Source organism: Leucobacter weissii (genome assembly GCF_017565745.1).
Lineage (GTDB): Bacteria > Actinomycetota > Actinomycetes > Actinomycetales > Microbacteriaceae > Leucobacter > Leucobacter weissii.
The window spans coordinates 56164-74879 of record NZ_JAGDYM010000010.1 but is presented as its reverse complement, the minus strand read 5'-3'; the positions used below and the strand labels follow the sequence as shown (position 1 = coordinate 74879).

The following is an 18716-nucleotide window of genomic DNA, read 5'->3' as shown; positions in this document are numbered from 1 at the left end:
GGATCGCGCTTCCGACAGCTCGTATGTCGGCGGTGTCTCCTAGGGTGTGAGTCACCGCCACCGACGCCTTGTCGACGGTCAACCGGAACGGCAGCAGGTAGGCGGCAGGAGCGGCGGGAATCGCCTCGAACGAGGCGGGCCCGCCCCGAACACAGAGGAGCAGCAGATGGCAGCGGCACAGAATCGCGAGAAGGCACTCGAGGCCGCACTGGCGAACATCGACAAGCAGTTCGGCAAGGGCGCCATCATGCGCCTCGGCAGCACTGAGCGGCCTCCAGTGGAGGTGATTCCCACCGGCTCGATCGCACTCGACGTGGCACTCGGCGTCGGCGGTCTTCCCCGCGGCAGGATCATCGAGATCTACGGCCCGGAGTCGTCCGGCAAGACCACCCTCACGCTGCACGCCATCGCCAACGCCCAGCGTGCCGGAGGCATCGCGGCGTTCATCGACGCCGAGCACGCGCTCGACCCCGAATACGCTCAGAAGCTGGGCGTCGACATCGACGCGCTGCTCGTGTCGCAGCCGGACACCGGCGAGCAGGCGCTCGAGATCGCCGACATGCTGATCCGCTCGGGATCGGTCGACCTCGTGGTCATCGACTCGGTCGCCGCGCTCGTCCCGCGTGCCGAGATCGAGGGCGAGATGGGCGACAGCCACGTCGGGCTCCAGGCCCGGCTGATGTCGCAGGCGCTCCGCAAGATCACGGGCGGGCTCAACCAGACGAAGACCACCGCGATCTTCATCAACCAGCTCCGAGAGAAGGTCGGCGTGTTCTTCGGCAGCCCCGAGACGACGTCGGGCGGCAAGGCGCTCAAGTTCTACGCCTCGGTGCGGCTCGATATTCGGCGTATCCAGACGCTCAAGGACGGCGCCGACGCCGTCGGCAACCGTACTCGGGTGAAGGTCGTCAAGAACAAGATGGCTCCGCCCTTCAAACAGGCGGAATTCGACATCCTCTACGGCACCGGTATCTCCCGCGAGGGCTCGCTCATCGACTTCGGGGTCGAGCATGGCCTGGTGAAGAAGAGCGGCGCCTGGTACACCTACGAAGGCGATCAGCTGGGCCAGGGGATGGAGAACTCCCGCCGTTTCCTGATCGAGAACCCCGATATCGCCGCGGAGATCGAGGACAAGATCCTCGTGAAGCTCGGCGTGAAGGAGAGCGCGGTCCCCGACGCCGCGGGAGCCGGGGTAAGCGACCTGGACGCGAAGCGCGCCAGCGCCTGAGGAGGGCAATCCGATGGTGGTTCGTTTCCTTCCGGCCAACGGCTCAGCGGAGGGGGGATCCGGTAGACGGGAGCGCGAGCGCCTCGCCGAGGTGATCGAGCTGCGATCGCGGCTGCCCCGGACGATGCATGCAGAGGCGGCCGACGCGGTCGAGGATCGCGATGGCGACGTGGAAGCCCGCCGCACCCCGCACGATGGTTCGTCCGCCGGAGATGGGTCGGTCGGAGAGGACGCGATCGCCGGAGCGCACGGCACCGATGCAGAGGACACCAAGGGGGCGGCGGTTCGGCTGCTCGCGCGTCGCGCGCGCTCCAGCGGTGAGCTGCGACGGGAGCTCCTCCGGAGCGGTCATGATGCACGGGACGTGGACGCCGTGATCCTCGAGTTCGAGGGGAGTCTGTATCTCGACGACCTCGGCCTCGCCCGCACGGTCGCCGAGGCCCAGCGCGAGCGCAAGCGGGCCAGTCTGGCGCAGATCCGCAGGAAACTGAGGGAGCGCCTCGTGCCGGATGGGATCATCGAAGAGGTGCTCGGCGAGTTCGACGACGGCGAGGAGCGCGAGCTGCTGCGTCAGGCCGCCGATGCCCGGGCGCAGCGGCTCGCCGATCTCGACCGCCGGACGGCCGAGCGGAGACTGCTCGGCTTCCTCGCCCGGCGCGGCTGGAGCGGCGAGCATGCCTCGCGCGTGGCCCGCGAGGCCATCGATCGCGCCCAGGCGCGGGGGACCGTCAGCTTCCGCTGACGGGATCCCCGGACGAGTGGAGCGCGGTCCCGCGCGAATCCTCGACGTGCCTCATCGCCCGATCCGCTTGGCGGTGAACGCCTTCGTCGCGGAGCACGCCGCGGGCCCGGAGTAGTTGAAGAGACCCGCGGTCGCCCGTTTGCCACTGATCTTCACCCGCAGCCCGGTGCCCCAGTTCTTGCCCGAGGCCCGTGCGTCGACGATGCCGTTCCGCGGAATCTTCTTCCTCGGGAAATCGTAGGTGTTCTGGGTATACCGGTACGGATCCGGGGCCACTCCGCAACGCGTCTGCACCCGCACCCTGAACTGCGTGATCCTTCCCTTCTTCACCCGGAAGGTCACGGACTTGTCCGAACTCCGATAGGCGCCGGAGCGCGGTTTCGCCGGCTTCGCGGCGGCGCGCACCTTGATCCGCTTCTTCGCGGTCGTCCCGGTGCCCTTCGCCTGCACGGTCAGCGTCGAGGATTTCCGCTTGCCCGAGAGCCGCACGGTCGCGGTAATCGTCTTCGAGCGGCCGGCGGCGACCGTACCGGCTTTCACGCGGCTCAGCTTCACGCTCTTGCCCGATCCGGTGAGCACCACGTTCCGTGCCGCGGACTTGCCCGTGTTGCGGACGGTGATCTCGATCCTGGTCCTGCTCGACCGCACCAGCGGCAGCCGCGAGACCTTCTTCCCGAGGTAGCGGATCTGCGTGACCGAGAGCTTCGGCGAGTGGTAGGTGTTCGAGAAACCGCCCACCAGCGCGTCCACGGGGTTCTCGCTCGAGAGCGGTCTCGCCCTCACCACAACGCAGTTCCAGGGCTGGCCCGGCCTGGCGAAGTAGTCGGGGTTGTAGCCGCCGGTCAGCGTGTAGGACCGGCTCCCGCCCGACGTCGTCCTGGCGCCCAGCCACGCCGTCACATTGCACGCGGTGCCCTGCTGGCGGCCCACGCCGAAGTCGAGGCGCACGGCCGTGCTCTCCGGATAGCCGGCGAGCTCCACTTCGGCCTCGGGGAAGTAGGTGGTGGACGATCCCGTGCCGTAGATCTCCACGGTCACTGTCGCGCGCGCGATCTGCTGTCCGGGGTCCGAGGTGGTGGGCATCCCGGAGACGCGGTTGGCGCTCCCCAGGCGCGCGGTCTGCTTGACGAGGGTCTTGCCGCTGCTCGACGAGGAGGCCTGCGCCTCCGCGGCGGAGAACGACTCCGGCGCCAGGTCCCAGGACACGGCGCCCTGCGCGCCGCTCGCCGCGGGCGGCTCCGCCGCGAGTGCCTGCGCATGGGCGATCGCTGCGCCCTCGCCGACCAGCAGCAATGACAGGCCGAATGCCAACAAGGATCTCCGAGACCGACGCATGTTCGTCCTCCCCTTCGAAGTCGTCACCGAACGCTGGGCTTCGCGTTCGCGACACAGTCTAGAAGGTTCCGCCGTTTCCGTCAGCCACCGGATGGGCTCGTCGCGGACGAAGGCCCATCTCGGCGGCGTGATCGTCGGCGACGGCGGTAGAATCTCTTCCATGCCCACCGCCGATCCCGTCGCCATCGAACCGTCGACCGCTGCGCTCCGCAGGGACGGCAGTCCCCGCAGCTACTCGGTGCGCACGCTCGGCTGCCAGATGAACGTCCACGACTCGGAGCGGCTGGCCGGGTCCCTCGAGGCCGCCGGCTATGTCGCCGCGGCGCAGCCGGAGGATGCCGACGTCGTAGTGATCAACACCTGTGCGGTGCGCGAGAACGCGGCGAACCGGCTCTACGGCAATCTCGGGCATCTCGCGGGTGTGAAACGCGATCGCGACGGCATGCAGATCGCCGTCGGCGGCTGTCTCGCCCAGAAGGACCAGGGCGTCATCGTGGAGAAAGCGCCCTGGGTCGACGTCGTGTTCGGCACGCACAACATGGGCTCGCTGCCCACGCTGCTGGAGCGCGCCCGGCACAATCGCGAAGCTCAAGTGGAGATCCTCGAATCGCTCGAGGTCTTCCCCTCCACGCTCCCGACGAAGCGGGACTCGGCCTCGAGCGGGTGGGTGTCCATCTCCGTCGGCTGCAACAACACCTGCACGTTCTGCATCGTCCCGTCGCTGCGCGGCAAGGAGAAGGACCGCCGGCCGGGCGACGTCCTCGCCGAGATCCAGGCGCTCGTCGACGACGGCGCCATCGAGGTGACCCTGCTGGGGCAGAACGTGAACACCTACGGCGTGGAGTTCGGCGACCGCCAGGCCTTCGGCAAGCTGCTGCGCGCGAGCGGGCGGATCGAGGGGCTCGAGCGGGTGCGCTTCACCAGCCCGCATCCGGCCGCGTTCACCGACGACGTGATCGCGGCGATGGCCGAAACCCCGAACGTGATGCCCTCGCTGCACATGCCGTTGCAGTCCGGATCGGATCGCATCCTCAGATCGATGCGCCGGTCCTACCGCTCCGCCAAGTTCCTCGGCATCCTCGATCGCGTCCGCGAGCGGATCCCGCACGCCGCGATCACGACCGACATCATCGTCGGCTTCCCCGGCGAGACTGAGGAGGATTTCGCGGAGACCCTCCGGGTCGTCGAGCAGTCCCGGTTCCAGAGCGCCTTCACCTTCCAGTACTCGATCCGCCCCGGCACCCCGGCGGCGACCATGCCGGATCAGCTCCCCAAGGCCGTCGTGCAGGAGCGCTACGAGCGCCTGCTGGAGTTGCAGGAGCGGATCTCCCTGGAGGAGAACCGCGCGCAGGGGGGACGCACGGTGGAGGTGCTCGTGTCGGCCGGCGAGGGCAAGAAGGACGCGGAGACGCGCCGGCTCTCCGGCCGGGCCGAAGACAACCGCCTCGTCCACTTCGCGATCCCGGGCGACGCTCCCGAGCCGCGACCGGGCGACGTGGTGACCGCCCGAGTGACCGGCGCGGCGCCGCACTTCCTGCTCGCCGACGACACTTCGGGCACTGCCGTCCGCCGCACGCGAGCGGGCGACGCCTGGGACCGGAGGCAGGCCGACAGCTGCGGTGTTCCGGCTCCGTCCCCGGCCGGCGCGGCGCCGCGAACGGTGGGCCTCGGCATGCCGACGCTCCGGATGCGGTGACGGCAGCGGAGGATCGCGCGCCGGCGCTCTGGGCCGTCGTCGGCGCGACCGGAACCGGCAAGACCGAGCTCTCGCTCGCACTCGCGGAGCGCCTGGCGGCGGCCGGCCGGATGGTCGGGATCGTCAACGCCGACGCCATGCAGCTCTATCGCGGCATGGAGATCGGCACCGCGAAGCTGCCGGCGCACGAGCGCCGCGGCATCGCCCACCGGCTCTTCGACGCCCTGGAGCCCCACGAGGAGGCGACGGTGGCCCGGTATCAGCCCGAGGCCCGCGCGGCGATCGAGGAGCTGACCGCGGCGGGCGGCGCGGCCGTCCTCGTCGGCGGATCGGGGCTGTACGTGTCGAGCGTGCTCTTCGACTTCCGGTTCCCTCCGCGCGACGAAGCGCTCCGTGCGGGGCTGGAGGCGGAGCTCGCGGCGCACGGCGTCGCGCCCCTGCTGGAGCGGCTGCGCGCGCTCGACGCGGCGACGGCCGAGTCGGTCGACGCGCGCAATCCGAGGCGGGTGGTCCGGGCGCTCGAGGTGGCGCTGCTCGGGGGAGATGCGCGCGTCGCGCTTCCCGAGGCGCCCCAGCTCTGGCGAGCCGACACGCGGATCGTCGGTGTGCGCGCCGAGCGATCGGAGCTCGTGAGGCGCCTCGACCGCCGGGTCGAGGAGATGTGGGAGCGGGGGATGCTGGACGAGGTGCGCGGGCTGATCCCGCGCGGCATCGAACGGGGTCGCACCGCGAGTCGCGCCATCGGCTACGCCCAGGCGCTCGCCCAGCTCCGGGGGGAACTGGGCGAGCGCGAGGCGATCGCCGAGACGCAGGCGCTGACCCGCCGCTACGCGCGCCGCCAGGTGAGCTGGTTCAAGCGCTATCGCGGTGCGGAGTGGCTGGACCGCCCCGACGCGGGGCTGATCGATCTCGGTGCGCGCCCGCATCCTGCGGGCGGCGGAGACGCCTAGGGCACGGTGAACGACTCCGAACGCGCCTCCCGACCCTCTCAGCCGATCGACATGACGATCCGGCCGTCGATCTTGCCGTGCTCCATGCGCTCGAGGATGTCGTTGACGTTGTCGAGCGGCTCCGCGGCGACGGTCGGATGGATCTTGCCCGCGGCGTAGAAGTCGATCGCCTCCTGCAGATCCTGCCGGGTCCCGACGATCGAGCCGCGGATGGTGAGCCCGCGCAGCACGATGTCGAAGATGTTCGCGGGAAAGTCGCCGGGGGGCAGCCCGTTGAAGGCGATGGTCGCGCCCCGGCGCGCCACGCCGAGCGCCTGGCCGAAGGCCGCCGGATGCACCGCGGTCACCAGCACGCCGTGCGCGCCGCCGATCTCCCGCTGCACCACCTCGGCCGGGTCGTCCTTCGCGGCGTTGACGACGATCTCCGCGCCGTGCCGCTTCGCGAGATCCAGCTTGGCATCGTCGACGTCCACCGCGACGACGTGCAGGCCCATCGCGACGGCGAACTGCACGGCGATGTGCCCCAGGCCGCCGATGCCCGAGATCACGACCCACTGGCCCGGACGGGCCTCGGTGACCTTGAGGCCCTTGTAGACGGTGACCCCGGCGCAGAGGACCGGCGCGATCTCCACGGGATCCGCCCCTTCGGGGATGCGCGCGGCGAACTTCTCATCGACGAGCATGTACTCCCCGAAGCTGCCGTCGACCGAGTATCCGCCGTTCTGCTGCGCCTCGCACAGCGTCTCCCAGCCCGTCCGGCAGTACTGGCAGATCCCGCAGGTCGACCACAGCCAGGCGTTCCCGACCGTGTCGCCGATCCGCAGCTGAGCAACGCCCTCGCCGAGTGCGACGACGGTGCCCACGCCCTCGTGCCCGGGGATGAGCTCTCCCTTCGGCTTCACCGGCCAGTCGCCCTTCACCGCGTGCAGATCGGTGTGGCACACGCCCGTGGTCTCGACGCGCACCAGCACCTGGCCCGGGCCCGGCGCCGGCACGGGCACCTCCTTCAGTATCAGGGGGCTCCCCAGCCGCTCCGAGACCGCCGCCCGCATGACGGTGGGAATGCTGTTCTCGCTCATCGCTCGCTCCTTCAAGTTGATCGTGCCGGCGCTTCGTCGCCGCCTGCCCCCGCAGGCTAGCGGCCGGTGGGTTGCAACCGCGTTGCATCCCGGTTCCGAAGGGCGTCGAGGACGTCCCGAGGGCGGGTTCCGACCCTCCCGTCTCGTAGACTTGTCGGGTGACTGCGCTCAGCTTCGTCAAAGGCCAGGGAACCGGCAACGATTTCGTGCTGTTCAGCGATCCGGAGGGCGAGACGCCGCTCGACCCCGAGCAGATCGCGTTCCTCTGCGACCGGCGTCGCGGCGTCGGAGCGGACGGCGTGATCCGGGCCGTGCGCTCCCGGGCGCTGCCCGAGGGCGAGGCGGCGCTCGCCGAGGAGCCCGAGGCGGAGTGGTTCATGGACTACTGGAACGCCGACGGCACCCCGGCCGAGATGTGCGGCAACGGGATCCGCGTCTACGCGCACTACCTGATCGCGGAGGGCCTCGCCGCCCCCGCCCGGACGGACACCCTGCCGATCGGCACCCGTGCCGGAGTGAAGGACGTGCTCGCGGGCGTCTCCGGCTACACGGTGGATCTCGGGCGCTGGAGACTGGACGGGGAGCGGCTCGTCGCGGCGGACGGTCTCGACGTGCCGCGCCCCGGCCTCGGCATCGACCTCGGCAACCCGCACGTGGTCGTGGCGCTCGCCGATCCGGATGAGCTGGAGGCCCTGCGGCTGCACCGGCCGCCATCGCTCGAGCCGATCGCGGAGCACGGCGCGAACGTCGAGTTCGTGGTGCCGGAGGATCCGCTGATCCGCGACGGCGTGGCTCGCATCCGGATGCGCGTGCATGAGCGCGGCGTGGGGGAGACGCGCTCCTGCGGCACCGGCACCGCGGCCGCCGCGCTCGCCTTCCGGCACTGGGGCGGCGCGGGGATGCCCGACAGCTGGAGCATCGATGTGCCCGGCGGACGGCTCGGCGTGCGGATGTTCCCCACGGAGGAGGGGGAGCACGTCTCGCTGAGCGGACCCGCCGAGCTCGTCTACTCGGGCTCGATCGCGCTCCCGTGACGGCGGGGCGGCGTCGGCCGGCCCTCCCGGCGCGCCTGATGCCTGTGGTACGCTGAGAGCTCCAGTACTACATCCGCTGGGGGGGCCCGAACGGGCTGAGATCCGCCGAACGAGGCAGACCACCCCAGAACCTGATCTCGGTAATGCGAGCGGAGGGAAGCGGTCAATATGTTGATCCATGTCCATGTCGGGCCGTCGCCGTTGGGCGATGAGCGCGGAACATACGAGCACGTCGAAGCGGCGATCCGGGTGATCGAAGCGAGCGGTCTCGAATTCGAGGTCGGCGCGCTGGGCACCACGGTGCAGGGGCCCGCTGATCGCTTGTGGCCGCTGATGCGCGAGCTGCACGAGGCGACGCTGTCGTCCGGCGCCGAGAAGGTGATGACCCACGTGCGCCTCTTCCAGTCGCGCGAAGACGTGGTCGAGGCCTCGATGTCGGATCTCGCCGCGCGGATCACCCATTAGCCGCGATCCGGGCGACCATGAGGGTGCTGCGCAGGCAGATCCTCCCGGTGGCCGGCGCCGTCGTCGGCGTCGTCCTGCTGTGGGGTCTGCTGGTCTGGGTGACCGGTGTGCCGGCCTATCTCGTCCCCGCGCCGTGGCAGGTGTGGGAGGCGGGCTGGGACGACCGCGGGCTGATCGGCGAGCATCTGCTCGCCACGCTCCGCATCGCGGTGGCGGGGTTCGCGCTCGGCGTCGCGCTCGGCATCGGCATGGCCGTGCTGCTGACGCTCTCCGACCTGCTGCGCCGCGGCACGGAGCCGCTGCTGATCGCGAGCCAGGCGATCCCGCCCGTCATCTTCGCCCCGATCGTCATCGCCGTGCTGGGATTCGGCGATTGGCCCAAGATCCTCGTCGTCATGCTGGGCGCCTTCTTCCCCGTGGCGATCAGCGCGAGCGTCGCCATGCGGGACGCCGATCGGACGCTCGTCGAGCTGCTCACCTCGATGGGCGCCTCGCGCGGGACGGTGCTGCGCCGGGTGCGGCTGCCCGGCTCCGTGCCCGGGATCGTCGCGGGAGCCAAGATCTCGGCCAGCTACGTGGTGTTCAGCGCGATCGTCGCCGAGTGGATGGGATCCTCCGTCGGGCTCGGCGTCTATCTGCAGCGGTCGCGGGCCGGCTACCAGACCGATCAGCTCTTCGCCGCCGTGGGAGTGATCGCGCTCCTCGGCGTGCTCCTCTTCTGGCTCGCCGCCCTCGCCGGCGAGCTGGTGCTGGCGCACAAACACACAACCGCACACGCAGACAAGGAACACCAATCGTGAACACCCCCAAGACAAGACGCCTCTTCGCCGGAATCGCGGCCCTCGCCGGGGTCTCGCTGCTCGCGGCCTGCTCCGCGGGCGGCGGCGAGCCCGCACCGCAGGATCCCGACGCCTCCGCGCGCGAGGTGACGCTGATGCTCAACTGGACGCCGAACGCGCACCACGCCGGGATCTACTACGCCGCCGAGAACGGGCTCTACGAGGCGGCAGGCATCGACCTCACCATCATCGAGCCCAGCGCAGACGTGGGCGCGGACGTCGCGGTGGCGGAGGGGCAGGTCGAGTTCGGCATCTCGCAGGCGGAGTCGCTGCTGCCCGCGCGCGCCGAGGGCATGGGCGTCCAGTCGATCGCCGCGCTGCTGCCCGTCAACGATTCGGCTCTCATGGGCCTCGAGGGATCCGGCCTCACGGCCGATCCCGGCTCGCTCGACGGCCTGCGCTACGGCGGCTACGGCGGTGCGCTCGAGACCGAGATCATCTCCGAGCTCGTGAGCTGCGGCGGGGGCGACCCCGCGAGCGTCGAGTTCATCGACATCGGCAACGTCGACTACCTCGCGGGGCTCGAGCAGGAGCGCTTCGACGTGACCTGGGTCTTCGGCGGCTGGGATGCGCTGCGCGCCCAGACGGAGCGCGACGACGTCACCACCATCCAGTTCGGGGATCACCTCGACTGCATCCCCAACTGGTACACGCCGATCATCATCGGCAACGAGACCGCGCTGGAGGGGGATCCCGATCTCGCGCGGGACTTCCTGGCGGCGACCGGCGAGGGCTACGCCGCAGTGATCGCGGATCCCGAGGCGGGCGCCGAGGCGCTGCTCGCCGGAGCGCCCGAGCTCGAACCCGAACTGGTGCGGAACGCGGTGGCGTACTACGCGCCGCTGTTCACCGCAGACGGATCGGCTGAGGGCTTCGGCGTGCAGGACGAGGCGGTCTGGACGGAGTTCACCGAGTTCCTGGTGCAGGCAGGGCTGCTCGAGGACGCCTCTCCGGTCGAGGGCGCCTGGAGCAACGAGTTCCTGCCGCAGGGTTGAGCGGTAGGGTGCGAAGATGACGGAGGGCGCCGGCGGGCTCGTGGTGGAGCGGATCACGCACGCCTACCGGGAGCCGGGCTCGCGGCGGTCCCCTCGGCGCGAGCGCCTGCGCACCGTGCTGAACGGCGTGAGCCTCTCCGTGGCCCCCGGGACCCTCACGGCGATCCTCGGGCCGAGCGGCTGCGGCAAGTCGACGCTGCTGCGCATCCTCGCGGGGCTGGAGCAGCCGGCGAGCGGCACCGCGACCGTCGACGGGGAGTCGCTGATCGGGCGTCCCGGCGGGGTGGCGTATCACCCCCAGCAGGATGCTCTGCTGCCGTGGCTCTCGGCGCTCGACAACGCGACGCTCGGCGCCGAGACCTGCGGGGAGGATCGTGCGGGGGCCCGCGAGCGGGCTCGGGCGCTGCTCGGGCGCTTCGGACTCGACGACGTGGAGCGGGCCTGGCCGGACGAGCTCTCGGGCGGGATGCGCCAGCGGGTGGCCCTGCTGCGCAGCACGCTGATGCCGCAGAGCTGCCTCGTGCTCGACGAGCCCCTCGGCGCGCTCGACGCGCTCACGCGCCGCCAGCTGCAGTTCTGGCTGCTCGACATCACGGCGAGCGATCGGCGGCCCACCCTGCTGGTCACGCACGATATCGAGGAGGCGCTGCTGCTCGCCGATCGCGTGCTGGTGCTCAGCCCGAGCCCGGCGGAGATCGTGCACGTCGAGGATCGTCCCGGGCCTGCCGCGCGGCGGCGGGAGCGCGAGGACGGCGCCGACCACGTGGCGGCCCGTCGGGTGCTCGCCGCGCTCGAGACGGGCACGCGGGAGGGCCGCGCGTGACCGCGCGGTTCGGGCCCGACGAGCTGCCGCCCGATCTCGCGCCGCCGCGTCCCGCCGATCTGCTGGAGCGTCTGCTCGATCGCGCCGGCCGGCCGGCGCGCGTGCTGATCGACGGGCCGAGCGGAAGCGGGAAGACCGCGCTCGCCCTGATGCTGCGCGAACGGATCGGAGACGGGGAGCTCCTGCACCTCGATGATCTCTACGGAGGCTGGGACGGGCTCGAACGGGTCGGCCGGAGCGTCGCCTCCTCGGTGATCGAGCCGCTGAGCCGCGGCGAGGCGGGCCGGGTGCGCGTGTGGGACTGGACCGCGAACGCCCCGGGGGAGTGGCGCGCCTTCGCGCCCGATCGAACGCTGATCGTCGAGGGTTCCGGATCGCTCACCCGCGCCGCCGCGCCGTCGGCGACGCTCCGGCTGTGGCTCGACCTCGAGGACGAGCCCGAGCGCCGTCGCCGCGCGCTCGCCCGGTCCGGCGGCGAGCTCTACCGGCCGCACTGGGAGCACTGGGCCGCGCAGGAGCGGGCGCATGCGCGCCGCGAGCGCCCGCGCGAGCTCGCCGATCTCGTGCTGCGCCCGGCGCGCCACCCGGGCGACCCGGTCTACACGATCGTCGACGAGCGGGGCTGATCGACGCGGATCACGTGGAAGCCCTTGTCGCGCGCGGCGCGCGCGACCTCGAACCCGGGGAACTCCGCGGCGATCCACCGCTGCAGCGATTCCGCACCGAGATGCTTGGCGACCACCAGGAAGGCGGAGCCGCCCGGCTCGAGTCGCGGCAGCCAGCGCCGCAGCATGCCGTGCAGGGCCGCCTTCCCGACGCGGATGGGCGGATTCGAGAGGATCGCGGCGAAGCGCAGCTCGTCGGGCACGTCGTCCGGAGCCGCGACCCGGACGTTCGGCACCGCCAGCAGCTCGGCGTTGGCGGCGGTGAGCTCGCGGGCGCGCTCGTTCACGTCAACGGCCCACGCCTCGGCCTCCGGCCGCGAGAGCGCCGCGGCGAGCGCGAGCGGCCCCCAGCCGCACCCCAGATCGAGCACGGCGCCGTCGAGGGGCCGTCCGTCGAGCAGACCCGCGCCGTCCTCCACCGCATCGAGGAGCACCCGCGTGCCGCGGTCGAGGTGCTCGGGGCTGAAGACCCCGCCGGCGGTTCGCACGCGCCTCGGTGCGCCGGCGAGCACGACCTCGATCTCGCGCGGCGCGAGGTCGCCGGACGGGGTCTCTGAGAAGTAGTGCTCGGCCATCGGATCAAGTATCCCGCATCGCGACTTCTCTCTCTTCTCTCTCTTCTCTCTCTTCTCTCTCTTCTCTCTCTTCTCTCTCTTCTCTCTCTTCTCTCTCTTCTCTCTCTTCTCTCTCTTCTCTCTCTTCTCTCTCCTCTCTCTCCCTCTCCACCTCTCGCGTGCTCCTGCGCGCCGGGCTGAGATTGCCGCTCAGGCTGATCGTTCCGCTGCGAACCGTCAGCCCGGAATACGATCTCAGCCCGAGGCGCGTCGGCGAACGCCGGAAGCTGCGGGTTCTCGCGGGGCGGCGTAGAATGGCGGGTAGATGACACACGACGACGCCCCACGCAGCAACACCCCGCTCACCGACGCCTCGCGCCCCGACCCGCTCGACCGGATCATCGCGCGGGCCGAACGCGGTGAACACGCGGCGACGGTGATCCGGGACGAGCGTCGGAGAGAGGCCGCTCCTCTCGAGGGGGAGGCGCAGGCGCTGGGGGACGCCGCCCACGACCGTCTGGCCGAGGACATCGAGGCGATACGCCTGGAGCGCGAGGAGCGGGCGTCCCTGCGCCGGGTGCCCGGCCTGTCGACCGAGCTCGAGGACATCACGGAGGTCGAGTACCGGCAGCTGCGGCTCGAGCGCGTCGTCCTCATCGGAATCTATCAGGCGACCTCGAAGCACGCCCAGGAGGATGCGGAGAACTCGCTCCGCGAACTCGCCGCGCTGGCCGAAACGGCGGGCGCCGAGGTGCTCGACGGCCTGCTGCAGCGGCGCTCCCACCCGGATCCGGCCACCTATCTGGGCAAGGGCAAGGCGCGGGAGCTCGCCGAGCTCGTGGCCGCGCTCGGCGCGGATACGATCGTGGCGGACACCGAGCTCGCGCCGAGCCAACGGCGAGCCCTGGAGGACGTGGCCAAGGTCAAGGTCATCGACCGCACCGCCGTGATCCTCGACATCTTCAGTCAGCACGCCAAGAGCCGCGAGGGCAAGGCGCAGGTCGAGCTGGCGCAGCTCGAATACCTGCTGCCGCGGCTGCGGGGCTGGGGCGAGTCGATGTCGCGGCAGGCCGGCGGCCAGGTGGGCGCGGGGGGCGCCGGTATGGGCTCGCGAGGCCCCGGCGAGACGAAGATCGAGCTGGACCGGCGCAAGATCAATACCCGGATGGCGAAGCTGCGCGCTCAGATCCGAGGCTTCGCGCCCGCGCGCGAGGCGAAGCGCGCCAATCGCAAGCGCGGCGAGGTGCCCTCCGTCGCGATCGCCGGATACACCAACGCGGGCAAGTCGAGCCTGCTGAACCGGCTGACCGGCAGCACGGCACTCGTCCAGAACCAGCTCTTCGCGACGCTGGACACGACGGTGCGGCACTCGGAGACCGGCGACGGCAGGCGGTTCACCTACGCGGACACGGTCGGGTTCGTGCGCCAGCTGCCGCACCAGCTCGTCGAGGCCTTCCGCTCGACCTTCGAAGAGGTGGCGGACGCGGATGTCATCCTGCACGTGGTCGACGCCTCGCATCCGGATCCGGCCGCTCAGCTGCAGACGGTGCGCGCGGTGATCGCGGAGGTCGAGGCGCAGGGCATCCCCGAGCTCGTGGTCTTCAACAAGTCCGACCTGATCGACGACACGCAGCGGGTGATCCTGCACGGTCTCGTTCCCGACGCCGAGTTCGTCTCCGCGCGCACGGGGGAGGGCATCGAGGCGCTGCGGCGGCGGATCGACGCGGCGCTGCCGCTTCCCGACCGAGAGGTCACCGCGGTCATCCCCTACGACCGCGGCGACCTGATCGCCGAACTGCACGAGCGCAACCGGGTGCTCTCCACCGAGTACACGGAGGACGGGACCCGCGTGCACGCCTTCGTCGGCGGGGAGACGGTCGCCAAGCTCGAGCCGTTCGCCGTGTGAGCGCTCCCGGGCAGGGCTCAGCTTATGGCATCCATTCGCCGATGGGATGGTTGGTAACACTGAGCAACGTCGATTGCGGTCGCGGCATCTCCTGCGAGTAACGTAGGAAGGTCTGCGCACCGCACGGCCGCATCACCAGGTCGCCCCGACCCAGCAAAGGACGGACAACATGCCCATCTCTCGCTCACTTCCCGCCGCCACGATCCTCGGCTATCCGCGGATCGGCCGTCGCCGCGAGCTCAAGCGCGCGGTCGAAGCGTATTGGAAGGGCGACGTCGACGCGGCCGAGCTGCGGCGGGTGGCGAGCGAGCTCCGGGCGGGCACGCGAGCACGCCTCGTCGAGTTGGGGCTGCCGGCGGCGGGCGGCGCGGTGCCGGAGAGCTTCAGCTTCTACGATCAGGTCCTCGACGCCACGCTCGCGCTGAGCGCCGTGCCCGGACGCTTCGCCGACGTCGACGGCTCGGGCGACGACGGGGACCTCGCCCGCTACTTCGCGCTCGCCCGCGGCGACCGCGATCACCAGCCCCTCGAGATGACCAAGTGGTTCGACACGAACTACCACTACAGCGTCCCCGAGATCGACGAGCGGACGCCGTTCGCCGCGAACCCGGCCTGGCTCGTGGGGCAGGTGTCCGAGGCGCGCGAGCAGGGCGTCGAGTCGCGTCCCGTGATCGTCGGGCCGGTCACCTATCTCCTCCTCGCGAAGGCCTCGGACGAGGCGGGCGAGGGGTTCCGCCCGATCGACCGGCTCGACGACGTCGTCGCCGTCTACGCGGAGATCCTCCGCGCGCTCGCCGAGGCCGGCGCCACCTGGGTGCAGCTCGACGAGCCCGCGCTCGTCTCCGATTCGCTCGCGGTGCCGCGCTCCGAGGTGCTGGCGCTGGTCGAGCGGGCCTACGCCGTGCTCGGCGGGGCCGAGGAGCGACCGAGCATCCTGCTCGCCGCGCCCTACGGCGATTCGGCCGAGGCCCTCGTCCGCCTCGGATCGCTGCCCGTCGAGGCCGTCCAGGCCGATCTGGTGCGCGGCGCGCTGCCGCAGGCGGCGCTCGAGTCCGGTGAGCTGGCCCGGGCGTTCGCGGGCACGCAACTCGTCGCCGGCGTGGTCGACGGGCGCAACATCTGGCGCACCGATCTCCGCGCGGCCTTCGACCGTCTCGGCGCGCTGCAGGCGGCCGGCATCGAGGTCGTCGTGGGAACTTCGAACAACCTGCAGCACGTGCCCCACGACGTGGGCGACGAGTCGAAGCTTGATGCGCGGCTGAAGTCCTGGCTGGCGTTCGCCGACCAGAAGGTCGCGCAGGTCGCGGTGCTCGCCCGCGGCCTCGTCGAGGGGGCCGAGGCCATCGAGGCGGAGCTCGCCGAGACCGACCGGGTGCTCGCGGATCGCGCCGCCGCCCCCGGCGTGCGGGTCGACGCGGTGCGCGCCCGCGCCGAGGCGGCGGGCGACGACGACCGCCGACGCGCCGACGAGCAGACCCGCCGGGACGCGCAGCGCGCGCTCGGCATCCCCCGCTTCGCGACCACGACGATCGGCTCCTTCCCGCAGACGGGCGAGATCCGGCGCGCGCGCGCCGCGTTCACCCGCGGCGAGCTGACGCAGGAGGAGTACCACGAGTTCCTCCGAGCCGAGATCGAGCGGGTCATCCGGCTGCAGGAGGAGATCGGCCTCGACGTGCTGGTCCACGGCGAGGCCGAGCGCAACGACATGGTGCAGTACTTCGCCGAGAACCTCGACGGCTTCGCGGTGACCGAGAACGGCTGGGTGCAGTCCTACGGCACGCGCGCGACGCGGCCGTCGATCCTGTGGGGCGACGTGTCCCGCCCGGCGCCGATCACGGTGGAGTGGTCCTCGTTCGCCCAGTCGCTCACCGAGCGACCGGTGAAGGGGATGCTGACCGGCCCGGTGACCATCCTCGCCTGGTCCTTCGTGCGCGACGATCAGCCGCTCGGCGACACCGCCGCCCAGGTGGCCCTCGCCCTGCGCGACGAGATCGACGATCTGGTCTCCGCCGGCATCCGCATCGTTCAGGTCGACGAGCCCGCGCTGCGCGAGCTCCTGCCGCTGGACGCGGGCCGCCAGGCCGACTACCTCGAGTGGTCGGTGGGCTCCTTCCGCCTCGCGACGAGCGGTGCCGAGCCCGAGGTGCAGATCCACACCCACCTGTGCTACTCCGAGTTCGGCGAGATCATCGACGCCATCGACGGCCTCGCCGCCGACGTCACCAGCATCGAGGCCGCCCGCAGCCGGATGGACGTGGTCGAGCCCCTCGGGGAGCACGGCTACTCGCGTGGGATCGGCCCGGGGGTCTACGACATCCACTCGCCGCGCGTGCCGAGCGTGGAGGAGCAGACGGAGCTCATCCGCATCGCGGCCGAGCGGATCCCCGGCGAGCAGCTGTGGGTCAACCCCGACTGCGGTCTGAAGACCCGGGGCTACGAGGAGACGGTGGCCAGCCTCACCAATCTCGTGCGCGCCGCTCAGGCCGTGCGCGCCGCGGCGGTGTGATGTCGGCTGCTCCCGTGGCCGTCTCCGAAGGCGCCGCGCCGATCCGCTTCTCCTTCGAGGTCTTCCCCGCGAGGAGCGGCGCGGCGGCGTTGGCGCTCGGCCACGCGGTGCAGCATCTCGCGGCGGCCGGGCCGGAATTCATCTCCGTCACCTACGGCGCGAGCGGGTCGAGTCAGGACGCGTCGCTCGACCTGCTCAAGTACCTGAGACAGCATACGGACGCGCTGCCGCTCGCCCACCTGACGACGGTGGCGATGCCGCGCGAGCGGTTGGCCGAGGTGATCCGCGAGACGCTGCAGGCCGGCATCTCAGATTTTCTCGCCCTGCGCGGCGATCCGCCCAAGGGCAGTGACGAGCGGGACCCGGCGGTCACCGCGTCGCTCGACGCGGTCGAGCTGATCCGGCTGATCGACGAGGTCCGCGCCGAGCGCGACGAGACCGGGGATGCGGATCCCCGGTCCGGGGCAGGCCGGACGTCCGTCGCCGTGTACCCGAACGGGCACCCGCTCTCGCGGTCGCGCCGGGCCGACATCGACTGGCTCATCGCGAAGGAGGCGGCCGGGGCGAGCTTCGGCATCACGCAGCTGTTCTTCCACGCCGAGGACTACCTGGGATTCGTGTCGGAGGCGCGCGAGGCGGGTCTGACCATGCCGATCCTGCCGGGGCTCATGCCGGTGGCCACCGGAGCGCAGCTGCGCAAGGTCGCCTCGCTCGCCGGACAGCCCGCTCCGTCGGATCTGGAACGCGCCCTCGAGACGTCGGGCAGTGCGGAGCCGGGCGTCGCACACACTGTGGGACTCGCCCGGGAACTGCTCGCTGGAGGCGCTCCGTCGGTGCATCTCTACACCTTCAACCGCCATCAGCAGGTGCTCGCCGTGCTGCGGGAGCTCGGCGTCCTCACCCCGGATCCGGTCTCCGTCGGGCCGCGGCCGCCGGTCGACGCGTCCCGCTGACGGCGGCGCCGGAGGCCGGCCGGTCAGTCGTCCAGCGCTGCCCTCAGCCCGTCCACCAGCGGCGTCGTCGGTCGTCCGATGAGTCGCGAGAGCGTGCCGTCCGTCCGCGAGAGATCGCCCTGCGCGATGCCGGCATCGATCGCGGCGACGAAGCCGGCGGTGCCGGCGTCGAGGCCGATGCCGGTGAGCAGCTCGACCTGCTCCTCGGCGCTGATGGCGCGGTAGGCCACGTCGCGCCCGACGACCTCGCCGATCGCCTCCGCGAGACGGGCGTAGTCCCAGGCGGTGTCGCCGGCGAACTCGTAGATCTTGCCCAGGTGCCCGGCCTCGAGCGCGGCGACTGCCGCGCCCTCGGCGTAGTCCCGGCGGCTCGCGCTCGCGACGAGGCCCCGGCCGGCCCCCGCCACCAGTTCGCCCGATTCCCTCGCCTGGTTCGCGGCGTCGGCATAGTTCTCGGTGTACCAGTTGTTGCGCAGGATCGTGAAGGGGAGGCCGCTCGCCGCGAGCGCCTCCTCGGTCGCGATGTGCTCCGGGGCCAGCGGGCTCCGCGAGGTGGTCGCGGCCGCGAGGCTGGTGTAGAGGATCCTGCCGACGTTCGCGTCCTTCGCCGCGGCGATCACGTTGTCGTGCTGCTGAGCCCGCTTGCCCACCTCCGAACTGGACACGAGCACCACGGTGCCGACGCCGTCGAGCGCGCGGCTCAGCGACGCGGGATCCTCGTAGTCGACACGGGCGGTGCGGACTCCGAGCCCGGCGAGATCGGCGAGGCGGGAGGTGTCGCGCGCACCGGCGACGAGGTCGCCGGACGAGGCTCCGCGCTCGAGGAGGGCGCGCACGATGAGCCCTCCGAGGTGTCCGCTCGCGCCGGTGACGAGGATGGTTTCATTGGCGTTCGGCATGGTCGGTCCTTTGCTCTCGGTTGGTCGGGCACGCACTCCGGTGTAAC

At 71.4% G+C, this 18716-nt stretch carries 18 protein-coding genes and 1 riboswitch; of the genes, 13 read left to right on the top strand and 5 right to left on the bottom strand.

All coding sequences use genetic code 11. The annotated features are described in order from the left end of the window. Nucleotides 1-166: 166 nt before the first annotated feature. Together recA and J4H92_RS09090 are read left to right on the top strand one after the other, a co-directional pair. On the top strand, nt 167-1228 hold the full coding sequence (gene recA, locus J4H92_RS09095) for a recombinase RecA (RefSeq protein ID WP_208097867.1): 1062 nt from the start codon (nt 167-169) through the stop codon (nt 1226-1228). 13 nt (nt 1229-1241) lie between these two features. Continuing rightward, on the top strand, nt 1242-1970 hold the full coding sequence (locus J4H92_RS09090; protein ID WP_208097866.1) for a regulatory protein RecX: 729 nt from the start codon (nt 1242-1244) through the stop codon (nt 1968-1970). 51 nt (nt 1971-2021) lie between these two features. On the opposite strand, the gene J4H92_RS09085 is transcribed toward J4H92_RS09090, so the two are convergent. Further along, nucleotides 2022-3281 (bottom strand): COG1470 family protein, encoded by a 1260-nt coding sequence (locus J4H92_RS09085; RefSeq protein ID WP_208097865.1) that lies wholly within the window; start codon nt 3279-3281, stop codon nt 2022-2024. 184 nt (nt 3282-3465) lie between these two features. Between J4H92_RS09085 and miaB the strand changes: the two genes are divergently transcribed. After that, complete coding sequence (gene miaB / locus J4H92_RS09080; RefSeq protein ID WP_208097864.1) at nt 3466-5001, top strand: tRNA (N6-isopentenyl adenosine(37)-C2)-methylthiotransferase MiaB; 1536 nt, start codon at nt 3466-3468, stop codon at nt 4999-5001. After that, a complete protein-coding gene (gene miaA, locus J4H92_RS09075) occupies nt 4998-5951 on the top strand; it encodes a tRNA (adenosine(37)-N6)-dimethylallyltransferase MiaA (RefSeq protein WP_208097863.1) in 954 nt (317 codons plus the stop codon). Before miaB ends, miaA begins: the two co-directional genes overlap by 4 nt. Before the next feature lie 38 nt (nt 5952-5989). Here the strand turns inward: miaA and adhP are convergent, their stop codons facing one another. Continuing rightward, nucleotides 5990-7003: an alcohol dehydrogenase AdhP gene (gene adhP, locus J4H92_RS09070; protein WP_208097997.1), complete on the bottom strand. Its 1014-nt coding sequence runs from the start codon at nt 7001-7003 to the stop codon at nt 5990-5992. A 185-nt stretch (nt 7004-7188) separates the two neighbouring features. Here adhP and dapF point away from each other — a divergent pair, with 185 nt between their 5' ends. The 6 genes from dapF to J4H92_RS09040 all read left to right on the top strand — a co-directional run bounded on the left by dapF (nt 7189) and on the right by J4H92_RS09040 (nt 11812). Further along, nucleotides 7189-8064, top strand: a complete 876-nt coding sequence (gene dapF, locus J4H92_RS09065; RefSeq protein ID WP_208097862.1) for a diaminopimelate epimerase — start codon at nt 7189-7191, stop codon at nt 8062-8064. 68 nt (nt 8065-8132) lie between these two features. Further along, nucleotides 8133-8239, top strand: a riboswitch (TPP riboswitch). Further along, entirely contained in the window at nt 8233-8529 is a 297-nt protein-coding gene (locus tag J4H92_RS09060; protein ID WP_208097861.1) for a thiamine-binding protein, read from the top strand. It overlaps the preceding riboswitch by 7 nt. A gap of 17 nt (nt 8530-8546) precedes the next feature. Continuing rightward, the gene (locus J4H92_RS09055; RefSeq protein ID WP_208097860.1) at nt 8547-9329 is read left to right on the top strand and encodes an ABC transporter permease; all 783 of its coding nucleotides are present in this window, start codon (nt 8547-8549) and stop codon (nt 9327-9329) included. Beyond that, nucleotides 9326-10363 (top strand): ABC transporter substrate-binding protein, encoded by a 1038-nt coding sequence (locus J4H92_RS09050; protein ID WP_341783051.1) that lies wholly within the window; start codon nt 9326-9328, stop codon nt 10361-10363. The genes J4H92_RS09055 and J4H92_RS09050 overlap by 4 nt, the downstream gene beginning before the upstream one ends. 16 nt (nt 10364-10379) lie before the next feature. Beyond that, entirely contained in the window at nt 10380-11186 is an 807-nt protein-coding gene (locus tag J4H92_RS09045; protein ID WP_208097859.1) for an ABC transporter ATP-binding protein, read from the top strand. After that, nucleotides 11183-11812 carry a nucleoside/nucleotide kinase family protein gene (locus J4H92_RS09040; protein WP_341783050.1) on the top strand — a complete coding sequence of 210 codons (630 nt, stop codon included), beginning with the start codon at nt 11183-11185 and terminating at the stop codon, nt 11810-11812. Before J4H92_RS09045 ends, J4H92_RS09040 begins: the two co-directional genes overlap by 4 nt. Here J4H92_RS09040 and J4H92_RS09035 read toward each other — a convergent pair. After that, on the bottom strand, nt 11785-12426 hold the full coding sequence (locus tag J4H92_RS09035) for a class I SAM-dependent methyltransferase (protein WP_208097858.1): 642 nt from the start codon (nt 12424-12426) through the stop codon (nt 11785-11787). The genes J4H92_RS09040 and J4H92_RS09035 overlap by 28 nt on opposite strands. Nucleotides 12427-12430: 4 nt before the next feature. Further along, on the bottom strand, nt 12431-12577 hold the full coding sequence (locus tag J4H92_RS09030; RefSeq protein ID WP_208097857.1) for a hypothetical protein: 147 nt from the start codon (nt 12575-12577) through the stop codon (nt 12431-12433). 153 nt (nt 12578-12730) lie between these two features. Between J4H92_RS09030 and hflX the strand changes: the two genes are divergently transcribed. From hflX to J4H92_RS09015, 3 genes are all read left to right on the top strand, one after another. Further along, nucleotides 12731-14311 (top strand): GTPase HflX, encoded by a 1581-nt coding sequence (gene hflX / locus J4H92_RS09025; RefSeq protein ID WP_208097856.1) that lies wholly within the window; start codon nt 12731-12733, stop codon nt 14309-14311. Between the two features lie 169 nt (nt 14312-14480). Beyond that, on the top strand, nt 14481-16817 hold the full coding sequence (gene metE, locus J4H92_RS09020; RefSeq protein WP_208097855.1) for a 5-methyltetrahydropteroyltriglutamate--homocysteine S-methyltransferase: 2337 nt from the start codon (nt 14481-14483) through the stop codon (nt 16815-16817). A gap of 14 nt (nt 16818-16831) precedes the next feature. Beyond that, nucleotides 16832-17770 (top strand): methylenetetrahydrofolate reductase, encoded by a 939-nt coding sequence (locus J4H92_RS09015; RefSeq protein ID WP_341783049.1) that lies wholly within the window; start codon nt 16832-16834, stop codon nt 17768-17770. Between the two features lie 23 nt (nt 17771-17793). Here the strand turns inward: J4H92_RS09015 and J4H92_RS09010 are convergent, their stop codons facing one another. Next, the gene (locus J4H92_RS09010; RefSeq protein ID WP_208097853.1) at nt 17794-18669 is read right to left on the bottom strand and encodes an SDR family oxidoreductase; all 876 of its coding nucleotides are present in this window, start codon (nt 18667-18669) and stop codon (nt 17794-17796) included. Nucleotides 18670-18716: the final 47 nt, after the last annotated feature.